The organism is Pseudomonas tohonis, from assembly GCF_012767755.2.
Taxonomy (GTDB): Bacteria; Pseudomonadota; Gammaproteobacteria; order Pseudomonadales; family Pseudomonadaceae; genus Metapseudomonas; species Metapseudomonas tohonis.
The window spans coordinates 5,108,150-5,127,507 of the sequence record NZ_AP023189.1 but is presented as its reverse complement, the minus strand read 5'-3'; the positions used below and the strand labels follow the sequence as shown (position 1 = coordinate 5,127,507).

Below are 19,358 nucleotides of genomic sequence, written 5' to 3'. Positions count from 1 at the left end.
GATAGAAAAAGCCCCGCACTGGGAGGGGGCTGCGAATCTACTCAGAATTACTATCAATTGAAGTTGTAACGTGTGTCCGGCCAGCCTCAAAAGTTGATCGTATATTCTGCAGCTGAGTTTGGAATTTTTCCATCTGCCGCCGAGTCTTTTGCTTAAACTCGTCGCTTGCGTTTTTGTCTTTGAGATGTGACTTGCAAATCGCTATAGAAGCCTCTAGAGCTGATATTTGACGGATTAGCTCAGCTGGGTGAGCAATCTTTATATAGAATCTCAAAAGATAGATTGCAAGAAAAGGGGAAAGAAGGCTAACTGCCGCAAGTAGTGCCTGGCTGGCCTTTGGGCTTTCAATAAATGTGCCAATGACTACTGCTAGTGCGTTTAGTGAGCTAGTTGCCAGCGCCATGAACATATTGTTTTTCAAGTGCTAGCCCCTAGCCTGTCCAGTTCTTTCTTACTTAATTCCCTTATTGAAGCCTTCCTGAAAATACTAAACTTCACATAATATGCGGATTCAATTTTTCCGTTGTCATTAATTTGAATAATGGTGTCCCTGGGAAGTACCTTGTACGAAATATACGAAACGGTCTTCCTCAAAAACACAAATGCGAATGGCAAGGTAAAAATCAATACTGCCCACGCCAGTGCTTGAACAATATAAAATATATTCCACATGGTGGCTATTTGCGTTAAGGATTGAATTCGTTAATTACTCTAACGATAGCATATCTGGTGCTTGTTCCACTAACTGTTGTTATATCAGTTTGTTCTATTTGAACGGTGTATGATTTATCTTTCTGGAACTGCTCTTCGTTGGAAGAGATTTTGTTGAGAAAGTCAGCGTCTCTAATTGTGACGCCGTATTCCTGTCCGTCGTTACTCAGCACCTGCCAGCCTCGACGCCCTCTAAAGTTAATCTTAGTAAACTGCACAACTTTCTGGAATTCTCTCTTCTCTTCTTTGTCCACAATGTCAGCGCGGATAGGGGTGAAGTTACGTATTTCTTGATCATCAAGCTTTACAGTAACACCCTCCGCCTCGAACTTTATCGAGGCGTCCTCGCGGCCAGCTAATGGGGCCTGGATTACGTTGTGTAGTGCCTGTCGAATTTCTCGGCTCGCAACTAGCTGAGCAACTTTGTCTGAAGTTTGAATTTGCTCATCGCCAACATATACAGTTGCCGTATTTGTCGCCTTGTCAATTATCACTCTGTCGATTTTCTTGTCCTTGACGCGATCCATAATTCCAATCGCTGAGGCGGCGCCTGCAACAATGGCTCCGGCGCCGATTCCGATGCTCTTGAGAACAGCTACTGTTGTTACTGGATCAGCGAGAAGGGCAAAAACAATCTCTAGGGAACCTTCCTTTGCCGGCGCAACCACTTTCAAGTCTGCCTCAGAGGAGCCATTGCTAACGATATCGGCGGCCTTTGTTATTAGGTCGTTCATACCTATAATCGCCATTCCAAGGTCTCGAGCGTCAATGGTATGACTGGCTAAATCTCCCTTGGCATCGTAGGAGATTGTGAAGACAGTTTCTTGGATGTCTGGCTGTTTTTGAACTTCCATGTAATTGCTCTCTGATAGTTTGTTGTAGTTGAATTTTGTTTGTTACAGCAGCTTCATCTTCGCTTCGCGCACCACACCGATGATCCTGCAGTTGCCGTTGATCTCGATGGGGTTGTATCCGGTATTCAGCGGCTTCAGGTACAGCTTTCCGCCGTCCTGCACCAGCTTCTTGAAGGTAGCCTTCTCTTCGGTATCCAGCTTGGCGACCACCAGGTGGCCTGGCTGCGGCTCGATGCCGGTGTCGACGAGGATCAGCATGCCTTCGGGGATGCTGGGTCCGGAAAGGGAGGTCATGGAGTCGCCCTCCACCTCCAGCCAAAACGCCGGGCCCTTCACCTTGGTGTCGGTCTTCTCGAAGCGATCTTCTGCGCCTGGTTCGTAGGCCTGGATCGCATCACCCCAGCCACCGGCAACGACGCTGCTGACCACAGGGAAGCGGTAGTAGCGGCTTGGCTGCGGCACCAGCTCAGCGTTATCGATCGCCTGGGGAAGGCCTTCGCCGTACTCGAGCCACTCCCGCCGTACGCATAGCTCCTCAGCTATTGCGAGCAGATTTGCTGGGCCTGGAACTGCCTCGCCGTTCAGCCACTTACTGGTAGCTTTCGGGGTCACTCCAGTGATTTTTGCCAAGCGAGCGCCTGCCCCCCATTCGGGAAGGCCCTTGTCTGCCATGGCTTTCTTGAGGCGCTCGGCAAAGCCTGCGCGGAGATCTTCTGTCTGAACCATAGGTTCACTATCGCATTCCCTTGCCTGTACTTTCAGTTCCGACATAATATGTACTTCAGGTTCAGATTCTGGCCCCGGAGGCCGTATGAGCGAATTGAAGAATGCCATCAACAAAGCAGGCGGCCCGGCGGCAGCGGCCAAGGCCTGCGGCAAGAGCGCAAGAGCCATCTACAAGTGGCTCGCCGCAGGAGCTTTGCCTCGCACGGATTTTTCTGGAGAGACCGACTACGCGGGCTGCCTCGCCGCAGCAGCGGCTGCTCGGGGCGAGCCGTTTGAACGCGAGTGGCTGCTGAAGAACGCCAAGCCGGCGAAAGCTGCGTAGGCAGTAAGGGATTCGAAGATGGGGTCGTGTTCGTTCATGGCTCCACGATAAGAGCGGGAGAGCAAGATGACACTGTCCAATGAGCGACACGGCTGCAGCCGGGACCAGGTTCTGGTGGCGCATGCCAACGAGATGATCACGCGGACCGGGTTCAAGAGCCCGAAATTCGCCCACCGCCTGAATCGCTTGGTTGTAGAGGCGCTTGGCGCCCAGGCCCAAGACCGAAAGGTGCCGGATCTGGAGTCGATAGCCGGTGGCGACGGCGCTGAGTTTCTCAAGCAGGCGGATACCTGGCTCAAGCGGGTCCAGCGCTGGCTGGATGGCTCGGTCGACTTCCCTTCCTGGCTCGAAGAGCCCTGGGTCGATGCGCTGGAGCCCGAGTATCGCGAGCGCTGCACCAATGAACTGGCCGCCCGCCACGGCCTGGTTGCTGTCCGCCAGCAGAGCGGGGACGCCTGCCCAGTGATGGCCTTCGGTCAACTAGTAGGCCACCTGGGCTCGACCGTTGAAGCCTGCGGCGTAGTTCTGGCTGACGGCAAGATCGATGCACTGGACCACCAGCACCTCCCGCAGATGGTCGAGTCGCTCCTGGCTGCTGAAAGCCGCTGCGCCGAGTTGCGTCGGGTGGCTGAGAACGTGATCGCCGACCTTCGCCAGGCCAACCTGAAGGTGGTCTCGTGAGCACCGTAATCATGTCGGCCTGCTGGCCGCTCCAGGGGATGACCGCAACCCAGAAGGCTGTGCTGATCTCGCTGGCGGACAACGCCAATGACGAAGGAGTGTGCTGGCCTTCGGTGTCGAACATATCGCTGCGCACTTGCCTGTCGGAGCGTGCGGTGCAGGGGGCTATCAAGTGGTTGTGCAGCGTGGGGGCCCTGGCCACCAGTGACCGCACCGGCCGCTCCACTGTGTACACGGTTACCCCCGAAGCATATGCACCCCCGCAGGAGCTGCACCCCCGCAGCAAATGCACCCCCGCATATGGTGCGGGTCTACCCCCGCAGGAGCTGCACCCCACCCCCGCAGATACTGCACCCCACCCCCGCAGCAGCTGCACCCAGAACCGTAATAGAACCAAAAGAGAACCGTCAGAAGAACCGCAATCCTCTTTGCCGACCGTCCCGGCCGGCCAGCGGAAGGCCAAGCGGCCGACCAAGGCTCAGAGCCAGGAAGCGGAGCTGGCTCGCCAGGAAGCCTGCAGGGCGATCTGGAATGCCTACGCCATGGCCTACTTCGATCGCTACGGCGCCAAGCCGGTGCGCAACGCCAAGGTCAACGCCCAAGTGCCGGCCCTGCTGAAGCGCCTCGGCGCCGAGGAAGCCCCGGCGGTGGCCGCCTACTTCGTCGGGATCAACGACGCCTACCTGATCCGCAGCTACCACGAGTTCGGCCAACTGCTGGCCAAGGCCGAGGCCTACCGCACCGCCTGGGCTACCCAGACCCAGGTCACCGGCCGTACCGCCCAGCAGGCCGAGAAGACCCAGGCCAACCTGAGCGCAGCCCAGGCTGCCCTGCAGGTCCAGCGCGAGAGGAGGGCAGCCAGTGCTAACGCCTGACCAGGAAGACCAACTGCTGGTGTCGCTGTTCGCCACCGCTGAGGCGATGGGGCAAGAGCTGACCCAAGCCGCCGGCCTGATGATGATCGACGACCTGAAGGGCTACCCGGAGCCGGTGGTGGTCGCGGCGCTGCAGGCCTGCCGCAGGGAACTGACCGGCAAGCTCACCATCGGAGCGATCCTGCAGCGTGTGCAGGCCGCAGATGGCCGCCCTGGGCGGGATGAAGCCTGGTCCATCGCCCTGGCCGCCTCCGACGAGTTCGAGTCGGTGATGCTGACCGAGGAGATCCTGGCAGCGCTGCAGGTGGCCAAGCCCAGCCTGGATATGCGGGACAAGGTCGGCGCCCGGATGTCGTTCCTCAGCGCCTACGACCGCCTGGTGGAGACGGCGCGCCGAGAGGGCAAGCCGGTCAAGTGGTCGCTCTCCATCGGCTACGACCTGCAGCGTCGGGCCTTGGCGGTGGAGCAGGCGGTACTGCTGCAGCGTCTTCCCGCGCCGGTTGGCCAGCAGCTGCTCGCCGACCTTCGCGAACAAGGCGTACCGGTGAGCCAGGACGGAGCCGCCATTGCTGGCCTGCTCACCGGGCGCACCGGAAACCCATCCCCCCAGCTCCGTGAGCGCCTCCTGGAACTGAAGAAGTCCCTGGCAGAACAGAAGGGCGCCCGCGCCCGAGCGCGCCGCGAAGAGCTCAACCAGTACGACGAACGCCTGAAGGCCCGGCACGCGGCCCGGATGGCTGAAGCACAAGGAGCCGACCATGGCTGACAATCTGCGCTGGCGCCAGAAGCGCGACCGCGACCACAAGCTGATCAACGACTGCTGGGTGACCGAATGCGGCTACACTATCGCTATCTGCCGGCTGCCGAACAACCGCTACACGATCACCGCCCCGGGCGGCAGCGCTCCGTTCGCCTACACCAATGAGCGTGACGACATCACCCCGCTGATCCTGGCTCACAAGGAAGCCCAGGCGGTGCCGGCATGATGCAGGGAAGAGCAGTAACCGCCGAACAGAAGCGCTGGCACGACAAGCTCGTGAGCGAGGTCGGCTGCATCGCCTGCCGCGCGGACGGGCGCCTGGGCAACACTCACTGCAGCATCCACCACATCGGCGGGCGCACGAAGCGGGGCGCGCACTGGAACGTCATCCCCCTGTGCGGGCCGCACCACCAGACCGGTGGCGAGGGTGTCGCGCTACATCACAACAAAGCGCGATTCGTAGCGCGCTACGGTCGAGAGGACGACCTCCTCGCCGAGTGCGCCAAGATCCTCGCCACCGAAGGTCACGACATCCCCGCCGGCTTCCTGGCCTGGCTGGATGGCGACGAGGTGATGGCGTGAGGCGCGGGCGCGGGATCAGCCCGCTTACCCACAAGCGCCACCCGGACGGCTACACGGTGAACCTGAAGATGCACGACCCAGAGCTGGTGGCGATGGGCTGGGTGCGGGTGGAGCAGTACCGGCACGAGAAGGGTGGCCACGCGGTGATCGCCGAGTTCGGCACCCAGGACGGCTTCCCGTGCTGGATGTACAGGACCCGAATGGCGGACGGCCGGAGCTTCGGCGTCTTCCCCACCGCCATTGGCGCGGCCAAGTGGATCGAGCGCGAGCTGGCGCGGGAGGTGGCCCATGTCGGGTAAGCGCCTGGTATCGACCCACGCCTTCCGCCGCCCCTCCGTGGACTACGAGGGGAAGGAGCAGGCCTCCCTGTTCAAGTGGCTGGCCCTCCAGCACCCGCAGGCTTTCAAGCTGGCCTATCACGTCCCGAACGGCGGCCATCGCGTCAAGGCAGTCGCCGCGAAGCTGAAAGGGCAGGGCGTGAAGGCCGGCGTCAGCGACATCGTGCTGCCGATGGCCAGGGGCGGCTACTTCGGCCTGTACATCGAATTCAAAGCGACCCCTCCTCACGACTCACCCGTGACTGAGAGCCAGCAGTCGTACCTGATGAGCGTAGAGCTGCAGGGATACATGGCCCTGGTGTGCAGAGGGATCAACGAGGCGATCGAGGTCATCAACGGCTACATGGCCATGCCGCCCACTCAGGCGGTGAAGGGGTGATTCCGAAGCGTCACGGGCCAGGCAGGAGGTTGGAGGTTATCGACCTGGCGGCCTGCCCCGATTGCGCAGGGCAGGGATGGACCAAAGGCCTGTTTCACGACCTCCAGTGCAACACCTGCGGCGCGTCGGGGATGGTGAGCAAGGAAACAGGCGAGGCACTGCCCGCCGAGGTGTTGGTGCTGCAACTGCGCCTTCGCCTCAACCAGCGTGACCGCCGCCTGGCGCAGCTTGAAGGCACTCAGCAGAGCAAGGGCGGCCCGCACGATGATTACAGAGGAAAGAGGAACCCCGCCGGGATCGGCGGCGGCAATTGGACCGGAGATTAAGGGGGAAGACCATGGTTTACGCATCAGTACTCGCCGCGGTGGTTTCCGCTCTCGCGGCTGAAACGATCGACAACACGGCCAAACAGGCATGGCAGAAGCTCTATAGGCCTGGCCACGAGGATGGGCACGACTTCGCCACGCTGATGGGCACCGATGGAGCTGGCCTGAACCGAACCGACGTGGACTGCTGGGTATTTGCCCGCCTGCACAGTCAGCTCAAACCCAGACACTGGGATGTACTTGCCGCTCGGTACGGCACCCACAAGGGAAGGAAGGTGGCTGCTATCGGGCGGCTCTGCCCGCTGATCCCGAGCCACGCGCCGAAGCTGTTCGTTCAGAAGGCGGTGACGGCATGGGCCATCCCGCAAATGAAAGGTGTGGATGGTAAGCGTTCGTGCGACATGATCGTGCTGCCCAAGAGCTTCTACGACATGAACACTTGGGATCTGGACGCCAGGCCCGAGCAAACTCGCCGGCGCTGGAGGGGAGATGTCCGCAAGCGTCTGGATGAGATGGTGGAGGAGGCGCTCATCGCCGCAGGTGAGATTCTGGAGGCAGAAGGGGTGCTGTTCACGGAAGCTGCGTAGTGGGTTGCAACCCGTGAGCGCATGAGCGATATTAAACCCATCCTGTCGATCTTACGCGTTGCGAGGACCGACTCCGACAAAGCCCTGGCCATCCTGCCGGGGCTTTTTCGTTTCTGGCGCATAGCGCCCATCTTGCTCTGCGCTGCTCCCCTCATCAGCAGCAGCGCCCTTGCCCCGCCCGGGGCCTTTTATTCATGGAGAGACCTATGGAACCGACGTCGACTGCGGCGGGTGCGGTATTCGCCAAGTATGGCGTCGCGATCGCCGGCTTCGCTGGCGCCGTGCTCTCGCTGAGCTTCCTGAAGGGGCTCACTCGCAAGGAGGCTGGGCTGGCCGTTCTCACCGGCTTCGGCTCTGCTGTATTCACTACGCACTTCGTCATCAACTACTTCGGGCTTCCGGCAGACGCCGATTCCCGCAACGGTGTGGCCTTTCTGATCGGCCTGCTGGCGATGAACATCATCCCAGCCATCAAGGCCGCGGCGGAGCGGTTCACGCCCACCAGAGGCACCTGACCATGATCAACTCCTTGCTGATCGGCCTGGCTGCGCTGCTGTGCATCCTGGTCGTACTGGCTGCGCTGGATTACCTGCGCGCCGTGAGCGTCTACGAGCATCCTGTGCTGTGCCTGTCGTTCTACCTGGTGGCCATCGGTGCGTTCGGCGGACTGGTCGTGACAATCAAAACCTGGCACTTCGACCCCTATAGCGCCCTGGTGCATTCGGGGCTGCTGCTCTTCGCGTTCGTTAAGCGCCGGCACATCTTCCGCGACGAGTGGGGATGGACCGGTGCTGAACGCAGAAGGAGCTGATCATGCTTGGCTATATGACTGCCCAAGAGGCAAAGCGCCTTGGTTTCACCCACCACGGCAAGTACTACGGCATCCCGGTGTGGGTAGGTGATCCTCATGGGAATTGCATGGTCGCCACCAAGTGGGCGCCGCTCGAGCTGCTCATGAGTCTGTGGCATCACGTCGAAGGCCTGTGCCATGCCATGCGGGGTACCGAGCCGACCTTCATGTTTCTGGTTGGCCGGGAGATCGAGTAGGCCATGATTTCGGTCAAGCCGACTGGTCTCGACCAGGCGATGGCTCGGCTCACGGACCTGGAGCGCAATCAACTCCCGTTCGCCACTGCTCTCGCCCTGACGCGTACCGCCCAAGTGGTGGCCGAGGACATCCGCGCCGAGATGGGTGTGGTTTTCGATAGGCCCACGCCAGCCACGCTCAACAGCCTCTACATTCAGTCCGCCACCAAGCAGAAGCTCGAGGCTCGGGTATGGATCAAGGATGGCCGCGGCGTGAACGGCAAGGGCAACGTGGTCGGACGTGAAGGTGCATGGGGTAAGGGTAGGGCAGCATCAACCTGGCTCACCCCTGAGATCTACGGCGGCCCTCGCAGCGACAAGGGCATCGAGAAGATGCTCAGGCGTAAGGGAGTGCTGAAGCAGGGCCAGTACATCGTTCCGGGAAACCGAATGGAGCTGGATGCCTACGGCAACATCCCCAAGGGCACGCTGAACAAGATCATTTCCGGCGCCTCGCTCTTCACTGAGGAGGGCTACAGCGCCAACGCCACAGGCAGCAAGCGCAGCAGGGCCAAGGGCAACGCCAAGCGCTACTTCGTCATGCACAACGCCAAGCGTGAGCCGTTTGCAGTAGCGGAGCGCACAGGCTCGGGCAGGTCAGGGCTGCGTGTAGTGCTGGCCTTCGCGGGGCGCACGCCGCGCTATCGCAAGACCCTCGACTTCTTCGAGATCGCAGAGCGAACGGCTCAGCGCGAGTTGCCTCGACAGTTCGAACTCGCGATGGCGCAGGCCATGGCCACCCGGCGTCGATAGGCTGGGCCTATGGGTCTTGGGTCCTCCCGGACGGGGTGGCCTATGAGGGTAATTCGAGCCCCGCTTTCACACTATGTATGACCGAAAATCAGAGGTTGGTTGTTGTTTAGTCATGGCCAAAAACGAAACAACCAAGCCTCGGGGCTGCTTGAACAAATCCGAGATGGCTTCAAGCCTCGGGATTTCTCCGCAAGCCTTTGATAAATGGGGCGTCGAGCCAGTTGCCCGGATGGGTCGTGAGGCCTTCTATCTGGTGCAAGATGTGGTTGAAAACCGCGTTCAACACGCACTGCGGAAACAACAACCTGGCCATGTCGATGGCGAAGGTGTAGATCCGCTGATCGAGTACAAACTGAACGTCGAGCGGTTGCGACTTACCGCCGCCCAGGCCGACGCCAAAGAGAAGGAAAACTTGGTCACGGACAAGCAACTTGTCCCGGCCCCATTTGCCACGTTCGCCTTGGTCAAGCTGGCCGCCCAGGTCGGTTCGATCCTGGATACCGTCAGCAAGACGTTGCGGCGCAAGCACCCCGATATGGATTCCCGGCACCTCGAGTCGCTCGAGCGGGAGCTAGCCATGGCGCGCAACGCTGCCGCCGAACTTGGCGAGCACCTCCCGGAATATCTTGATGAGTACCTCGAGTCCCTGGCTGAGTAACTTCCGCAAGGCGATCAAGCTCGGGCTCGCTCCGCTCTACAAGGAGCCACCTCAGACTGCGGTGGAATGGGCCGATGCCGACAACGGCTTCTACATGTCGGCCGAATCGTCCTATCAGGAGGGCAAGTGGATCACCGACCCCGTGCAGCGGGCGATCCTGAACTGCATGGGCAACGACCTGATCCGGACGCTGAACCTGATCAAGTCCGCCCGCGTCGGCTATACCAAGCTGCTCGTGGCGAATATCGGCTACAAGATCCAGCACAAGCGCCGCAACGTGCTGGCGTACACCCCGACCGACCCTGACTCCGAAGAGTTCTCGAAGCGCCACATCAACGGCCTGATCCGTGACGCCCCCCTGCTTCTGGAGCTGGCTCCGTGGTTCGGCCGCAAGCATGCGGACAACACCATCAATGCCAAGCGGTTCGCAAACCGGAAGATGCTGTGGTGCCTGGGCGGAAAGGCTGCGCGGAACTACCGCGAGAAGTCGGCCGACGAGGTCATCTACGACGAGCTGTCGAAGTTCGACGCCAGCATTGAGGGCGAGGGCTCTCCGACTTCTCTCGGAGACCGGCGCCTGCAGGGCGCGACGAACCCGAAGTCCATCCGTGGCTCGACCCCGGGCATTGCCGGGCCGTGCCAGATCACCAAGGCCGTTGAAGAGTCGCCGCACCTGCTGCGCTACAACATCGCCTGCCCATGCTGCGGCGGTGAGCAGGTGCTGCTGTGGGGCGGCAAGGATTGCGCCTTCGGCATCAAGTGGGAAACCGACAAGCTCGGCCAGGCCAGCAAGGCCTGGTACGTGTGCGCCCACAAGGGCTGCGAGTTCTACCACCACCAGATGGTGGTGGCTTCCGAGAAAGGCCGCTGGATCTGCGAGAAGACCGGCATCTGGACCCGCGACGGCATGGACTGGTTTGACCAGGACGACGAGCCATGCGGCACCCCGCAGTCGGTGAGCTTCCACATCTGGACCGCCTACAGCACTCGCACCACCTGGCTCGAGATCGTCGAGGACTGGCTCAAGGTCAAGGGTGATCGCGAGAAGCTGATCACCTTCGTCAACACCGTGCTGGGCGAGGTGTGGGAGGAAGACCAGGGCGAGAAGGTTGATTGGGAGCTCCTCTATGGGCGCCGCGAGGTGTACCCCGAGGTTCCCATGGCGGCCACTGCGCTCATGGGCGGAATCGACACCCAGGACGACCGCCTTGAAGGACGGGTGTGGGCATTCGGGCCCGGCGAGGAATCTTGGCTGGTGCACCGCTTCATCCTGAACGGAGACCCGGGCAGCGAGGAGTTGCGCCGGAAGGTCGGCCTTCAGATCCACAAGCAGTTCACCCGAGCCGACGGCCTGGTGATGCGCGTGGAGCGCTGGTGCTGGGACGCCGGCGGCCACTACTCCGACGAGGTTGCCGCAGAGAGCCGCAAGCATGGCGCCATGTGGGTAATCCCGACCTTCGGCGCAAGCACCTACGGGAAGATGATCGCCAACTTCCCAAGGAAGAAGAAGGACCGCATCTACAAGACGGAGATCGGGACCGACAACGCCAAGGAGCTGATCTACAGCCGCCTGCGTATCGCCATCGACGTGGCGAAGTCGAGGAGCGGCGAGGCTCAACCTGGAGCTGTGCACTTCCCCGCAAACGACGACATCTGCGACGAAGACGAGTTGAAGCAGCTCACCGCCGAGAAGAAGAAGGCTGTGATTTCGAAGGGCAAGCGAGTTCTTCGCTGGGACGCCGGCGGTAAGCGCAACGAAGCGCTGGACTGCTTTGTCCTGGCTGTCGCCGCTCTGCGTATCAGCCAGCAGCGCTTCGGCTTGGACCTTGAGGCTCTGGCCGTTAAACCCGAACCCGGTGGCGCGACCGCAGTGGACACCTCCGAAGAACGGCCTCGTGCCAAATCCTCCTACTGGAAGAAGAACTGATGGCCTACACCCTGGAGCAGTACGAAGCCCTGAAGGCCGCCCTGGCCGGCGGCGAGCTTCAGGTGCGTTACGCCGATCGCGCCGTTACCTACCGCAGCGTGGACGAGATGATGCGCATCCTCCGCCAGATGGAGGGTGAGCTCGGCATGAACTCCCATAACAACGGCGGCAGGCGCTACGCCTCCTTCTCGAAAGGCTACTGACATGGGCTTCATGGACAACCTGTTTCCCGGCCGTGCCGCGAAACGCGCAGAAGCTCGCCTGCGGAAAAAGAAGATCGACCTGCAGATCGACATCTTCGAGCGCCGCTTCGAAGGGGCTGCCAAGGGCCGTCGCAACGATGGCTGGCGCAGTAGTAGCACCGACGCCAACGCTGAGATCGGACCGGCCCTGGCCCGCCTGCGCAACCGCGCGCGCGACCTTCGCCGGAACAACCCCTATGCCGAACGTGCCGTCACCGGCATCGCCGACAACGTAGTGGGCGCGGGCATCGTCCCGCGCCCCATGGCGAAGTCCGGTCGCGCCAACAAGAAGCTGATGGACCTGTGGAAGGCCTGGGGGGAGGAGACGCTCTGCGACGCCGACGGCCTGGAGAACTTCTATGGGCTTCAGCACAAGATCATGGAAGCGGTGCCCGAGGGCGGCGAGGTGCTGGTGCGCCGGCGCTGGCGCAAGTCCTCGGATGGCCTGCCGGTGCCGATGCAGCTGCAGGTGCTGGAGGCCGACTTCCTCGACGAGGAGAAGCACGGCCCCAACGGCGCCAACGAGATTATCCAGGGCATCGAGTTCAGCCCCATCGGCAAGCGCGTCGCCTACTGGCTTTTCGATCAGCACCCAGGCGCCAACAACGCCTGGCGCACATCGACCTCCCGCCGCATCCCGGCCGAGGACGTGATCCACATCTTTCTGCCGAAGCGCCCTGGCCAGGCCCGTGGCTACAGCTGGTTCGCGCCGGTGATGCAGCGCCTGCGCAACTTCGACGAGATGGAAGATGCGGTGATGGAGCAGGCGAAGATCGCCGCTTGCTTCGCCGCCTTCATCAACAAGGATGATGCTGCGAGCACCGGAAAGCCGCCGCCTCTGGTTGAGCGGGTAGAGCCAGGGATCATCCAGGAGTTGGGGCAGGGCGAAAGCGTCAGCTTCGGCACGCCGCCAACGTTCAACGGCTACGACTCCTACGCCTGGCAAGGCCTTCACGCCATCTCCGTCGGCCTGGGGGTTCCCTACGAGCTCACCACCGGCGACCTGAAGGGGGTGAACTTCTCCAGCGGCCGGATGGGCTGGCTGCACTTCGCGCGCCGGGTGGACGTGTGGCAGTGGCGGATGCTGATCCCTCAGCTCTGTGTCGGCGTTTGGTCCTGGTTCATGGAGGCTCAGGCCCTGCTGCCGGGTGGCGTGCTCGAGGACGTGAAAGCCGAGTGGACGCCACCGCGCCGCGAGATGGTCGATCCGAAGTCGGAGATCGAGGCCGTGAAGCAGCGCCTGCGCAATGGCCTGGTCACCTGGCCGGATGCCCTGCGCGAGCTCGGCATCACCGACCCGCAGGCACATGCCAAGAACATCCAGGACGCCAACGCCCTGCTCGACGACCTCGGGCTGATCCTCGACTGCGACCCCCGCAAGGTGCTCGCGGCCGGTTCGGCAGCGGCTGCCACCAACACCACCAAGGAGAAACCGGAAGATGCAGCCGGCGACGAACAAGACGCATGAGACCCCCATGCTCACGCTGCGCGCCGCGGTGCGCCCGGAGACGGTCGACATCGAGGCCCGCACGGCTGAGCTGGTGTGGACCACCGGCGCCCAGGGCCGGCGCTGGAACTGGGACGTGGGTTACTACCTCGAGGAGCTGGAAGTCAGCGACTCGGCCGTGAAGATGGAGCGCCTCAACAACGGTGCCCCTCTCCTCAACGCCCACAACCAGTGGGAGCTGCGCTCCGTGCTGGCCGTGGTCGAGAAGGCCTGGCTCGAGAACGGTGAAGGCCACGCCCTGGTGCGCTTCAGCAAGCGCGAGGACGCCGACGAGGTGTTCCGCGACGTGAAGGACGGAATCCTGCGCAACATCAGCGTGGGCTACACCGTGCACCGCTACGTCCTGGTCGAGGGCGGCGACGACACCATGCCGATCTACCGCGCGGTGGACTGGGAGCCCATGGAGCTCTCCATCGTGCCGATCGGCTTCGACGACGGCGCCAAGATCCGCAGCGCCAAGACCCCGGCCGAGTACGAAGGCCAGCGCTTCAACACCCTGTTCGAAACTCGGGAGGCTGAAGAGCCTGCCGCCCAACCGGCCGCCGTGGCCAACCCCCAAGAGGAAACCGAAATGACCGAAGAAGAGAAACGCGCGGCCGAAGAGCTGATCCGCCGTGAGGCCGCCGAGGCCGAGCGCAAGCGCGGCACCACCATCCGCGCCATGGCCAAGAAAGTCGGCCTGGACGACGACTTCGCCGAAGACCTGATCGAGCGCGGCGTATCGCCGGCCGACGCCAGCACTGCCATGATCGACAAGCTGGCCGAGCGTCAGCAGAAGAACCAGCCCGACACCCGCAACACTCTGCCCACCGGCACCCGCGACCAAGATCTGATCGACGCCAAACGCGCCGCGATGCTGAACGCCCTGCTGCACCGCTGCAACTCGGCCATCAAGCTGGAAGATACGGGACGCGAGTTCCGTGGCATGCGCCTGCTCGACATGGCGCGCGAATCCATTGAGGCGGTCGGCGGTTCCACTCGCGGCATGATGCCTCACGAGATCGCCCGCGCGGCCCTGGGCTGCGATCGCCAGGCTTTCCGAACTGCAGGCATGCACTCCACCAGTGACTTCCCGATCCTGCTCGGCAACGCCGTCAACCGCACTCTGCGCGACGCCTATGCCCAGGCCCCGCAGACCTGGCGCCCCCTGGGCCGCAAGACCACCGTTTCCGACTTCCGCGCTGTCACCCGTGCTGCGCTGGGCGATATCGCCGCGCTGGAAGAAGTGAAGGAGCACGGCGAGTACAAGTACGGCAAGCTGGAAGAAGAGGGTGCGCCGATCCGCGTCACCAAGTTCGGCAAGATCATCGCGATCACCTGGGAAGCCATCATCAACGATGACCTGAGCGCGTTCACTCGCATCCCCCAGGCATACGGCGCGGCTGCGGCTCAGACCGAGTCCAACCTGGTCTGGAACCTGATCCTTTCCAACCCGAACTTCACCGATGGCAAGGCCATCTTCGTGGCAGACCACGGCAACATCGCGGCCAGCGGCGGCGCGATCAACACCACCACCTTGGGGGCTGCCCGCGCCGCCATGCGCAAGCAGAAGTCCAAGGCTGGCGCGTTCCTCAACCCCGAGCCCCGCTACCTGGTGGTTGGCCCGGACAAGGAACTGGAGGCCTTCCAGTACACCAGCTCCCAGTACGTCCCTGCCAAGAACTCCGACATCAACGACGTCCGCAACGCCTCGCTGACCGTGATCGTCGACGCCCGTATCACCGGCAACCAGTGGTTCCTGTTCACTGAGCCGGGTCTGATCGACACCTTCGAGTACGCCTACCTGGAAGGCGAAGAAGGCGTGTTCACTGAGACCAGAGAGGGCTTCGAGGTGGACGGACTGGAAGTCAAGGCGCGGCTGGTCTTCGGCGCCGGCTGGATCGACTTCCGCGGCGCATACCTGAACCCCGGCAACTGATCCTTCACCACTCCCAGCAGGGCGCCTTCGGGCGCCCTTTCTGTTTCAGGAGACTCCATGGACAACCAGCACAAGAAGATCACCGGATACCGGGATCTGACCCAAGCCGAGATCGACGGCATGAATTCCATCAAGGCCCTTGAGGCCGACGCCGGTGCGCTGTTCAAGCAGATCCAGCAGGTGGAAGGCGTCGACCAGCGCGAGCTGGCTCTGGCTCGCACCAAGCTGCAGGACGGCTTCATGCGCTTCGTTCGCGCCATCGCCCGTCCGGCTGACCCCTTCGCCTGAATCGCCAACCCATTCCCCTCTCGAGGTGACCCATGAAATCGTTCATCCAGCACGGCGACTGCATCACCGTACCCGCGCCCACCGGCGGCACCCTGTCCGGCCAGCTCTACAAGGTCGGCGCCTTCGTCGGCGTGGCCGCCACCACCGAAGCCCAGGGCGACCCCGTTGTCCTGAAGCTCGACGGCGTGTTCGAGCTCACCAAGATCAGCGCCCAGGCCTGGGCAGTCGGTGATCAGGTGTTCATGAACACCACCAGCCGCGCCCTGACCAACGTCTCGGCTACCGGCCTGGTGCTGGTCGGCGCCGCCACCGAAGTGGCCGCCAACCCCTCCGCCGTTGGCCGTGTTCGCCTCAACGGCGTTTCCGCCCCGGCCGCCGTGGCCTAATCCATGGCCTGGGCCGACATGCGCGACCGCATGCACAACCGTGTGGTCGCGCACCTCAACGACGGTACGGCCGAGTACCGGGGCCTCAATGGAGCGCCCCCGGTGCGCTGCCTGCCGGTGATCGTCGACAACAACCTGATGCAGAACGGCCCCGAGGGCCTGATGCGCTCGGACATGATCGGCGTGAGCTGGCGCAAGCCGCTGCTGGAGACGGCAGAGCGGGGCGGGATCTTTCTGCACTGCGGTCGCCGGCTGATCGTCGAGGACGTCATCGCGGACGACGGGCACATGGTGACCGCCGCCTGCATGGAGGACGCATGAGCAACATCCTCACCGCCGTCCGCCGGGCGCTGATCACGAAGGTCCAGGGCATCACCACCGACAACGGCTTCAACACCAACCTCGGCCATCAGGTGAAAACCGGATGGCTGAACGAGGTGCTGCCACCGAAAGGGCCGCCGCTGAGCGGACTACCTGAGCTGTTCGCCCTGATCCAGAAGGCACCGAACCGGCCGCCCGAGCGCGGACCAGCGGCGATCAAGGCCTACCCGGGGTTCTTCGTGATCGGCCTGGTCAAGTGCGACCTGGCCACCTACGAGGACGCCCTCGACGCCATGGAACTGGATATCTGCCAGGCCCTGCTGCCGGCATCCGGCGTGTTCCCGCAGGGATTCCCTTCGGGCGTCACTGGGCTGTCGCTGGGTGCCTCGGAGCCCTTCCCGCCAGGCGATGGACAGCGCTATGCCGGCGTCCTGGTCCCCATCCACATCACCACCATCATCCAGGAGCGAATCCGCCGATGAGCACTGAAAAACCCGTGCAGCTGGTCGAGGTAGAGCTCGCCGGCGAACACACCCACAAGGGCGTCGGCTACAGCGCCGGCGACACGATCAAGGTCACGAAGCGCCAGAAGCTGTTCCTGGAGCAGTCCGGGAAGATCGGCGCCGTCGTCCTCAACCAGGCCGCCCCGGCCACCAGCAAGGAGTAAGCCATGGCTATCTACAAAGAGACGGTCGTCATCGGCGGCTACCTGAAGGCGCGCGAGGTTGGTTCTGGCCTGCCCTTCCAGAAGGTCGGCCTGGTCTCGACGATTCAGCACACCACCGAAACCAACAGCCTGACGCTGCCCGACACCACTACCCCGCAGGGTGGCGAGTACGACAGCCTGGACCGCGTTACTTCCGTGGGCCTCAGCATCAACTTCCGCGAGATCTACACCTGGGTGCTGGCCGCCCTGGTATGGGGTAGCGCCACCAGCGTGGCCGCTACCACCATCACCGGCGAAGTCCACACCGCAACCGTCGATGGCACCATTGCCCTGGCGCAGATGCCGCTGACCATCTCCGGTGTGAGCAACGAGGCCGGCACCACCGACTTCAACGAGTTCGACGACTGGGTTATGACCGGCTCCGGCATCGAGGTCGTGGCCGGTGGCGCGCTGGAGACTGCCATCAAGGCATCGCCGTCCGGCACGCCGTACAAGGTCAGCGTCGACTACAGCTCTGCTGCGGTGGACGTGATCGAGGCCCTGACCAACAGCGGCAAGACCTTCGAGTTCCTCTTCGAGGGCGAGAACGCCGCCGGCACCCAGAAGCGCGTCGAGGCTCGCTTCTTCCAGTGCCGCCTCAACCTGGCCACCACCATGGACTGGATCAACACCGAGGACTTCGGCGGCTTCGAGGCCACGGCCAAGGTGCTGCGCGACGGCACCAAGATCGGCGCTGGCACTTCGAAGTACTTCCGCATCAAGAAGGAGCTTCCGGCGGCCTGATTGGCGGAAACGAAAAGCCCCGCTCAAGGGCGGGGCTTTCAATGGTGGTGCTGGGTTTTGGGTGGGAGCCCTGTTACTCCAGCGGAAGACGCTTGCTCAAATAGTCGAGTGCTTCTTGTTCGACCGCCGTTACAGTCTTCCCGGTGTTTACGATGGCTCTGCAGGCAAGCAGCAAGCTTCTGGTTGTTGATGCGTTTCCGCGTGAAGCAACCTTGCCGGTGGAGACCTTGAAACCGTGCAGGCTTGGCGCATCGAAAGCGTATAGCAGTTCCCTTGCGGCGCTTTCGTCTATTCGGAAGTCTCGCGTGAGCACCTTGAGGAAGCCGGCTATTACCTTCAGTTCGGGTGCACGCACCTGGCCGTCGGCTTTGGCTACGTACAGGAGGACCTTCAGAGCGTCAGGGTGATTGCGATACAGCAGGTCGAGCGTGTACCTCAGTGTCTGCTTGTAGTGCGACATCAGGTGCACGTTGATGTTGTTAACAGCTTCGCCTGTGTTCGCGTTTACGCAGGAGAGCACCCTGTCATACCGGAAGGTCCGGCGTTGCTCGCGCAGATGGCAGAACCCATCCATTTGCTCTTCGTCGAAGTCTGTTACGGATACGCCGCGCTGAGTGATCTCCCCACCGTAGTCCTCGTAACAGATGGTGAGCGTCGTTATTGTGTTCGGAGGGCGGTTTGACATTGGCTGTCCCTGCCATTCAATGGTGATCTGAATCTATCGGTAGCGGTAGCGCGCTGTGAAGCTGTGGTTTTGAACAGTGAGCCTGTGGATCTGGGAGCCTTTGGATCAGCTCTGCTACATTCCTGTCAAATTGAACAGGAGAGAACCATGCTTGCCGGTAGGTCTATCAAGGAATGGATTGGATTGGCCGCGTTCGTGGCTGTTGGGCTTTTCGCAGTGAAGGCTTACTACGGCAACTCGGGGTCTTTAGCCGTTACTTCAGAGTCTCAGGCCGCGCCGATTGATGAGGCCGCTCTCAGCAACTACAGCCGCGCTAATTACCCTCGGACCTATGACACGTGGGGAGAGGATGGTGTCGACCGAATCAAGGAGCGCGAGAGAGCCGCCGCAAATCAGGTCGCAAGGTCAGGTCAGTGCGATCGCGTCACCTACGTAGGTCTTTCGGAGCAGGAGAGCTCTCCTCCTAATGAAATTGTGGTGTACGTCGACTGCGAGAATAAGAACAGGTTCTACGTTGGGTCTTACGAATTGACCAAGGAGCCTTGGTTCCTGAAGGTCCGAAAAAAGATCTACTGATCAACGCACACCGCAAACCCGCTTCGGCGGGTTTTTTGTTTTCTGGAGAAAAGAATGTCGGAACAGCCTGGGCTTGTGGCCCGCAAATTTGGCGAGCACGAGGTCATTGTGCGCGAGCTCACCGTTGCTGATGTGCGAGCGCTGATGGGGCGCGCCCCGGACAACGACCTTCTCGGTGCGGCGCTTTTTGAGGAGATCGCCCTGGTGGACTTGCCGGTCTTTACCAACCTGACCGCCGAGAAGATCGAACTGATGCGCCCAAGTGAGCTGCGCCAGGTGATCAGCGCCTGCAAGGAGGCCAATCCGGATTTTTTCGGAATGCTGGCCCGGCAGCAGAAGCGCATGGAAGCCCGGTAAAGCAACTCGACTCCCTCATCTGCGCCCTGGTTCGTATCGGCCACCACGACGTGCTCCGGTATC

General features: G+C 61.9%; 31 protein-coding genes and 1 pseudogene. 28 read left to right on the top strand and 4 right to left on the bottom strand.

Annotated elements, in window-relative coordinates; translation table 11 throughout:
• Nucleotides 1–37: 37 nt before the first annotated feature.
• The 3 genes from HSX14_RS23460 to HSX14_RS23450 all read right to left on the bottom strand — a co-directional run bounded on the left by HSX14_RS23460 (nucleotide 38) and on the right by HSX14_RS23450 (nucleotide 2,291).
• Entirely contained in the window at nucleotides 38–421 is a 384-nt protein-coding gene (locus HSX14_RS23460) for a hypothetical protein (protein ID WP_173176244.1), read from the bottom strand.
• 265 nt (nucleotides 422–686) lie between these two features.
• Entirely contained in the window at nucleotides 687–1,565 is an 879-nt protein-coding gene (locus tag HSX14_RS23455; protein ID WP_173176246.1) for an LAPAL motif-containing putative phage structural protein, read from the bottom strand.
• Between the two features lie 42 nt (nucleotides 1,566–1,607).
• A complete protein-coding gene (locus tag HSX14_RS23450; protein ID WP_173176275.1) occupies nucleotides 1,608–2,291 on the bottom strand; it encodes a LexA family protein in 684 nt (227 codons plus the stop codon).
• Nucleotides 2,292–2,376: 85 nt separating this feature from the next.
• Here HSX14_RS23450 and HSX14_RS23445 point away from each other — a divergent pair, with 85 nt between their 5' ends.
• The 26 genes and pseudogenes from HSX14_RS23445 (at nucleotide 2,377) to HSX14_RS23325 (ending at nucleotide 17,677) form a co-directional block, all read left to right on the top strand.
• Entirely contained in the window at nucleotides 2,377–2,613 is a 237-nt protein-coding gene (locus tag HSX14_RS23445) for a hypothetical protein (RefSeq protein ID WP_173176248.1), read from the top strand.
• 66 nt (nucleotides 2,614–2,679) lie between these two features.
• Nucleotides 2,680–3,294, top strand: a complete 615-nt coding sequence (locus HSX14_RS23440; protein WP_173176250.1) for a DUF8585 domain-containing protein — start codon at nucleotides 2,680–2,682, stop codon at nucleotides 3,292–3,294.
• An 11-nt stretch (nucleotides 3,295–3,305) separates the two neighbouring features.
• Nucleotides 3,306–3,419, top strand: a pseudogene (locus HSX14_RS31355) (helix-turn-helix domain-containing protein); the annotation flags it as partial.
• A gap of 303 nt (nucleotides 3,420–3,722) precedes the next feature.
• Nucleotides 3,723–4,169 carry a hypothetical protein gene (locus HSX14_RS31285; RefSeq protein ID WP_228723662.1) on the top strand — a complete coding sequence of 149 codons (447 nt, stop codon included), beginning with the start codon at nucleotides 3,723–3,725 and terminating at the stop codon, nucleotides 4,167–4,169.
• Nucleotides 4,156–4,935, top strand: a complete 780-nt coding sequence (locus HSX14_RS23430; protein WP_111261792.1) for a hypothetical protein — start codon at nucleotides 4,156–4,158, stop codon at nucleotides 4,933–4,935. Before HSX14_RS31285 ends, HSX14_RS23430 begins: the two co-directional genes overlap by 14 nt.
• On the top strand, nucleotides 4,928–5,155 hold the full coding sequence (locus HSX14_RS23425) for a hypothetical protein (RefSeq protein WP_228723490.1): 228 nt from the start codon (nucleotides 4,928–4,930) through the stop codon (nucleotides 5,153–5,155). The genes HSX14_RS23430 and HSX14_RS23425 overlap by 8 nt, the downstream gene beginning before the upstream one ends.
• A complete protein-coding gene (locus HSX14_RS23420; RefSeq protein ID WP_228723489.1) occupies nucleotides 5,152–5,511 on the top strand; it encodes a Ref family recombination enhancement nuclease in 360 nt (119 codons plus the stop codon). The genes HSX14_RS23425 and HSX14_RS23420 overlap by 4 nt, the downstream gene beginning before the upstream one ends.
• The gene (locus HSX14_RS23415; RefSeq protein ID WP_173176254.1) at nucleotides 5,508–5,810 is read left to right on the top strand and encodes a hypothetical protein; all 303 of its coding nucleotides are present in this window, start codon (nucleotides 5,508–5,510) and stop codon (nucleotides 5,808–5,810) included. Before HSX14_RS23420 ends, HSX14_RS23415 begins: the two co-directional genes overlap by 4 nt.
• Entirely contained in the window at nucleotides 5,800–6,228 is a 429-nt protein-coding gene (locus tag HSX14_RS23410; protein ID WP_173176257.1) for a VRR-NUC domain-containing protein, read from the top strand. The genes HSX14_RS23415 and HSX14_RS23410 overlap by 11 nt, the downstream gene beginning before the upstream one ends.
• Nucleotides 6,229–6,257: 29 nt before the next feature.
• Complete coding sequence (locus HSX14_RS23405; protein ID WP_173176259.1) at nucleotides 6,258–6,554, top strand: hypothetical protein; 297 nt, start codon at nucleotides 6,258–6,260, stop codon at nucleotides 6,552–6,554.
• Nucleotides 6,555–6,565: 11 nt separating this feature from the next.
• Nucleotides 6,566–7,141, top strand: coding sequence for a hypothetical protein (locus HSX14_RS23400; protein WP_111261794.1), 576 nt, complete (start codon nucleotides 6,566–6,568; stop codon nucleotides 7,139–7,141).
• A gap of 206 nt (nucleotides 7,142–7,347) precedes the next feature.
• Entirely contained in the window at nucleotides 7,348–7,656 is a 309-nt protein-coding gene (locus tag HSX14_RS23395) for a hypothetical protein (protein WP_021217129.1), read from the top strand.
• A gap of 2 nt (nucleotides 7,657–7,658) precedes the next feature.
• Nucleotides 7,659–7,952: a hypothetical protein gene (locus tag HSX14_RS23390; RefSeq protein ID WP_173176261.1), complete on the top strand. Its 294-nt coding sequence runs from the start codon at nucleotides 7,659–7,661 to the stop codon at nucleotides 7,950–7,952.
• Between the two features lie 2 nt (nucleotides 7,953–7,954).
• Nucleotides 7,955–8,188: a hypothetical protein gene (locus tag HSX14_RS23385; protein WP_173176263.1), complete on the top strand. Its 234-nt coding sequence runs from the start codon at nucleotides 7,955–7,957 to the stop codon at nucleotides 8,186–8,188.
• Between the two features lie 3 nt (nucleotides 8,189–8,191).
• Complete coding sequence (locus HSX14_RS23380; protein ID WP_173176265.1) at nucleotides 8,192–8,980, top strand: hypothetical protein; 789 nt, start codon at nucleotides 8,192–8,194, stop codon at nucleotides 8,978–8,980.
• Nucleotides 8,981–9,092: 112 nt separating this feature from the next.
• On the top strand, nucleotides 9,093–9,638 hold the full coding sequence (locus HSX14_RS23375; RefSeq protein ID WP_173180402.1) for a terminase small subunit: 546 nt from the start codon (nucleotides 9,093–9,095) through the stop codon (nucleotides 9,636–9,638).
• A complete protein-coding gene (locus HSX14_RS23370) occupies nucleotides 9,610–11,565 on the top strand; it encodes a phage terminase large subunit family protein (protein ID WP_173180403.1) in 1,956 nt (651 codons plus the stop codon). Before HSX14_RS23375 ends, HSX14_RS23370 begins: the two co-directional genes overlap by 29 nt.
• Entirely contained in the window at nucleotides 11,565–11,768 is a 204-nt protein-coding gene (locus HSX14_RS23365; protein ID WP_173180404.1) for a phage head-tail joining protein, read from the top strand. Before HSX14_RS23370 ends, HSX14_RS23365 begins: the two co-directional genes overlap by 1 nt.
• Nucleotides 11,769–11,778: 10 nt before the next feature.
• A complete protein-coding gene (locus HSX14_RS23360) occupies nucleotides 11,779–13,275 on the top strand; it encodes a phage portal protein (RefSeq protein ID WP_228723488.1) in 1,497 nt (498 codons plus the stop codon).
• A 7-nt stretch (nucleotides 13,276–13,282) separates the two neighbouring features.
• On the top strand, nucleotides 13,283–15,232 hold the full coding sequence (locus HSX14_RS23355; protein ID WP_173180406.1) for a prohead protease/major capsid protein fusion protein: 1,950 nt from the start codon (nucleotides 13,283–13,285) through the stop codon (nucleotides 15,230–15,232).
• Between the two features lie 57 nt (nucleotides 15,233–15,289).
• A complete protein-coding gene (locus tag HSX14_RS23350; RefSeq protein WP_173180407.1) occupies nucleotides 15,290–15,520 on the top strand; it encodes an Acb2/Tad1 domain-containing protein in 231 nt (76 codons plus the stop codon).
• Nucleotides 15,521–15,552: 32 nt separating this feature from the next.
• Complete coding sequence (locus HSX14_RS23345) at nucleotides 15,553–15,906, top strand: DUF2190 family protein (protein WP_173180408.1); 354 nt, start codon at nucleotides 15,553–15,555, stop codon at nucleotides 15,904–15,906.
• 3 nt (nucleotides 15,907–15,909) lie between these two features.
• A complete protein-coding gene (locus HSX14_RS23340) occupies nucleotides 15,910–16,227 on the top strand; it encodes a hypothetical protein (protein WP_173180409.1) in 318 nt (105 codons plus the stop codon).
• On the top strand, nucleotides 16,224–16,709 hold the full coding sequence (locus HSX14_RS23335) for a hypothetical protein (protein WP_173180410.1): 486 nt from the start codon (nucleotides 16,224–16,226) through the stop codon (nucleotides 16,707–16,709). The genes HSX14_RS23340 and HSX14_RS23335 overlap by 4 nt, the downstream gene beginning before the upstream one ends.
• Nucleotides 16,706–16,894: a DUF7210 family protein gene (locus tag HSX14_RS23330; RefSeq protein WP_173180421.1), complete on the top strand. Its 189-nt coding sequence runs from the start codon at nucleotides 16,706–16,708 to the stop codon at nucleotides 16,892–16,894. The genes HSX14_RS23335 and HSX14_RS23330 overlap by 4 nt, the downstream gene beginning before the upstream one ends.
• A gap of 3 nt (nucleotides 16,895–16,897) precedes the next feature.
• Nucleotides 16,898–17,677 carry a phage tail tube protein gene (locus tag HSX14_RS23325; protein WP_173180422.1) on the top strand — a complete coding sequence of 260 codons (780 nt, stop codon included), beginning with the start codon at nucleotides 16,898–16,900 and terminating at the stop codon, nucleotides 17,675–17,677.
• Nucleotides 17,678–17,750: 73 nt separating this feature from the next.
• Here HSX14_RS23325 and HSX14_RS23320 read toward each other — a convergent pair whose 3' ends face one another.
• The gene (locus HSX14_RS23320; RefSeq protein WP_173180423.1) at nucleotides 17,751–18,362 is read right to left on the bottom strand and encodes a tellurite resistance TerB family protein; all 612 of its coding nucleotides are present in this window, start codon (nucleotides 18,360–18,362) and stop codon (nucleotides 17,751–17,753) included.
• 147 nt (nucleotides 18,363–18,509) lie between these two features.
• Here HSX14_RS23320 and HSX14_RS23315 point away from each other — a divergent pair, with 147 nt between their 5' ends.
• Together HSX14_RS23315 and HSX14_RS23310 are read left to right on the top strand one after the other, a co-directional pair.
• Nucleotides 18,510–18,938 carry a hypothetical protein gene (locus tag HSX14_RS23315; protein ID WP_173180424.1) on the top strand — a complete coding sequence of 143 codons (429 nt, stop codon included), beginning with the start codon at nucleotides 18,510–18,512 and terminating at the stop codon, nucleotides 18,936–18,938.
• A gap of 54 nt (nucleotides 18,939–18,992) precedes the next feature.
• Nucleotides 18,993–19,295: a hypothetical protein gene (locus HSX14_RS23310; RefSeq protein ID WP_173180425.1), complete on the top strand. Its 303-nt coding sequence runs from the start codon at nucleotides 18,993–18,995 to the stop codon at nucleotides 19,293–19,295.
• Nucleotides 19,296–19,358: the final 63 nt, after the last annotated feature.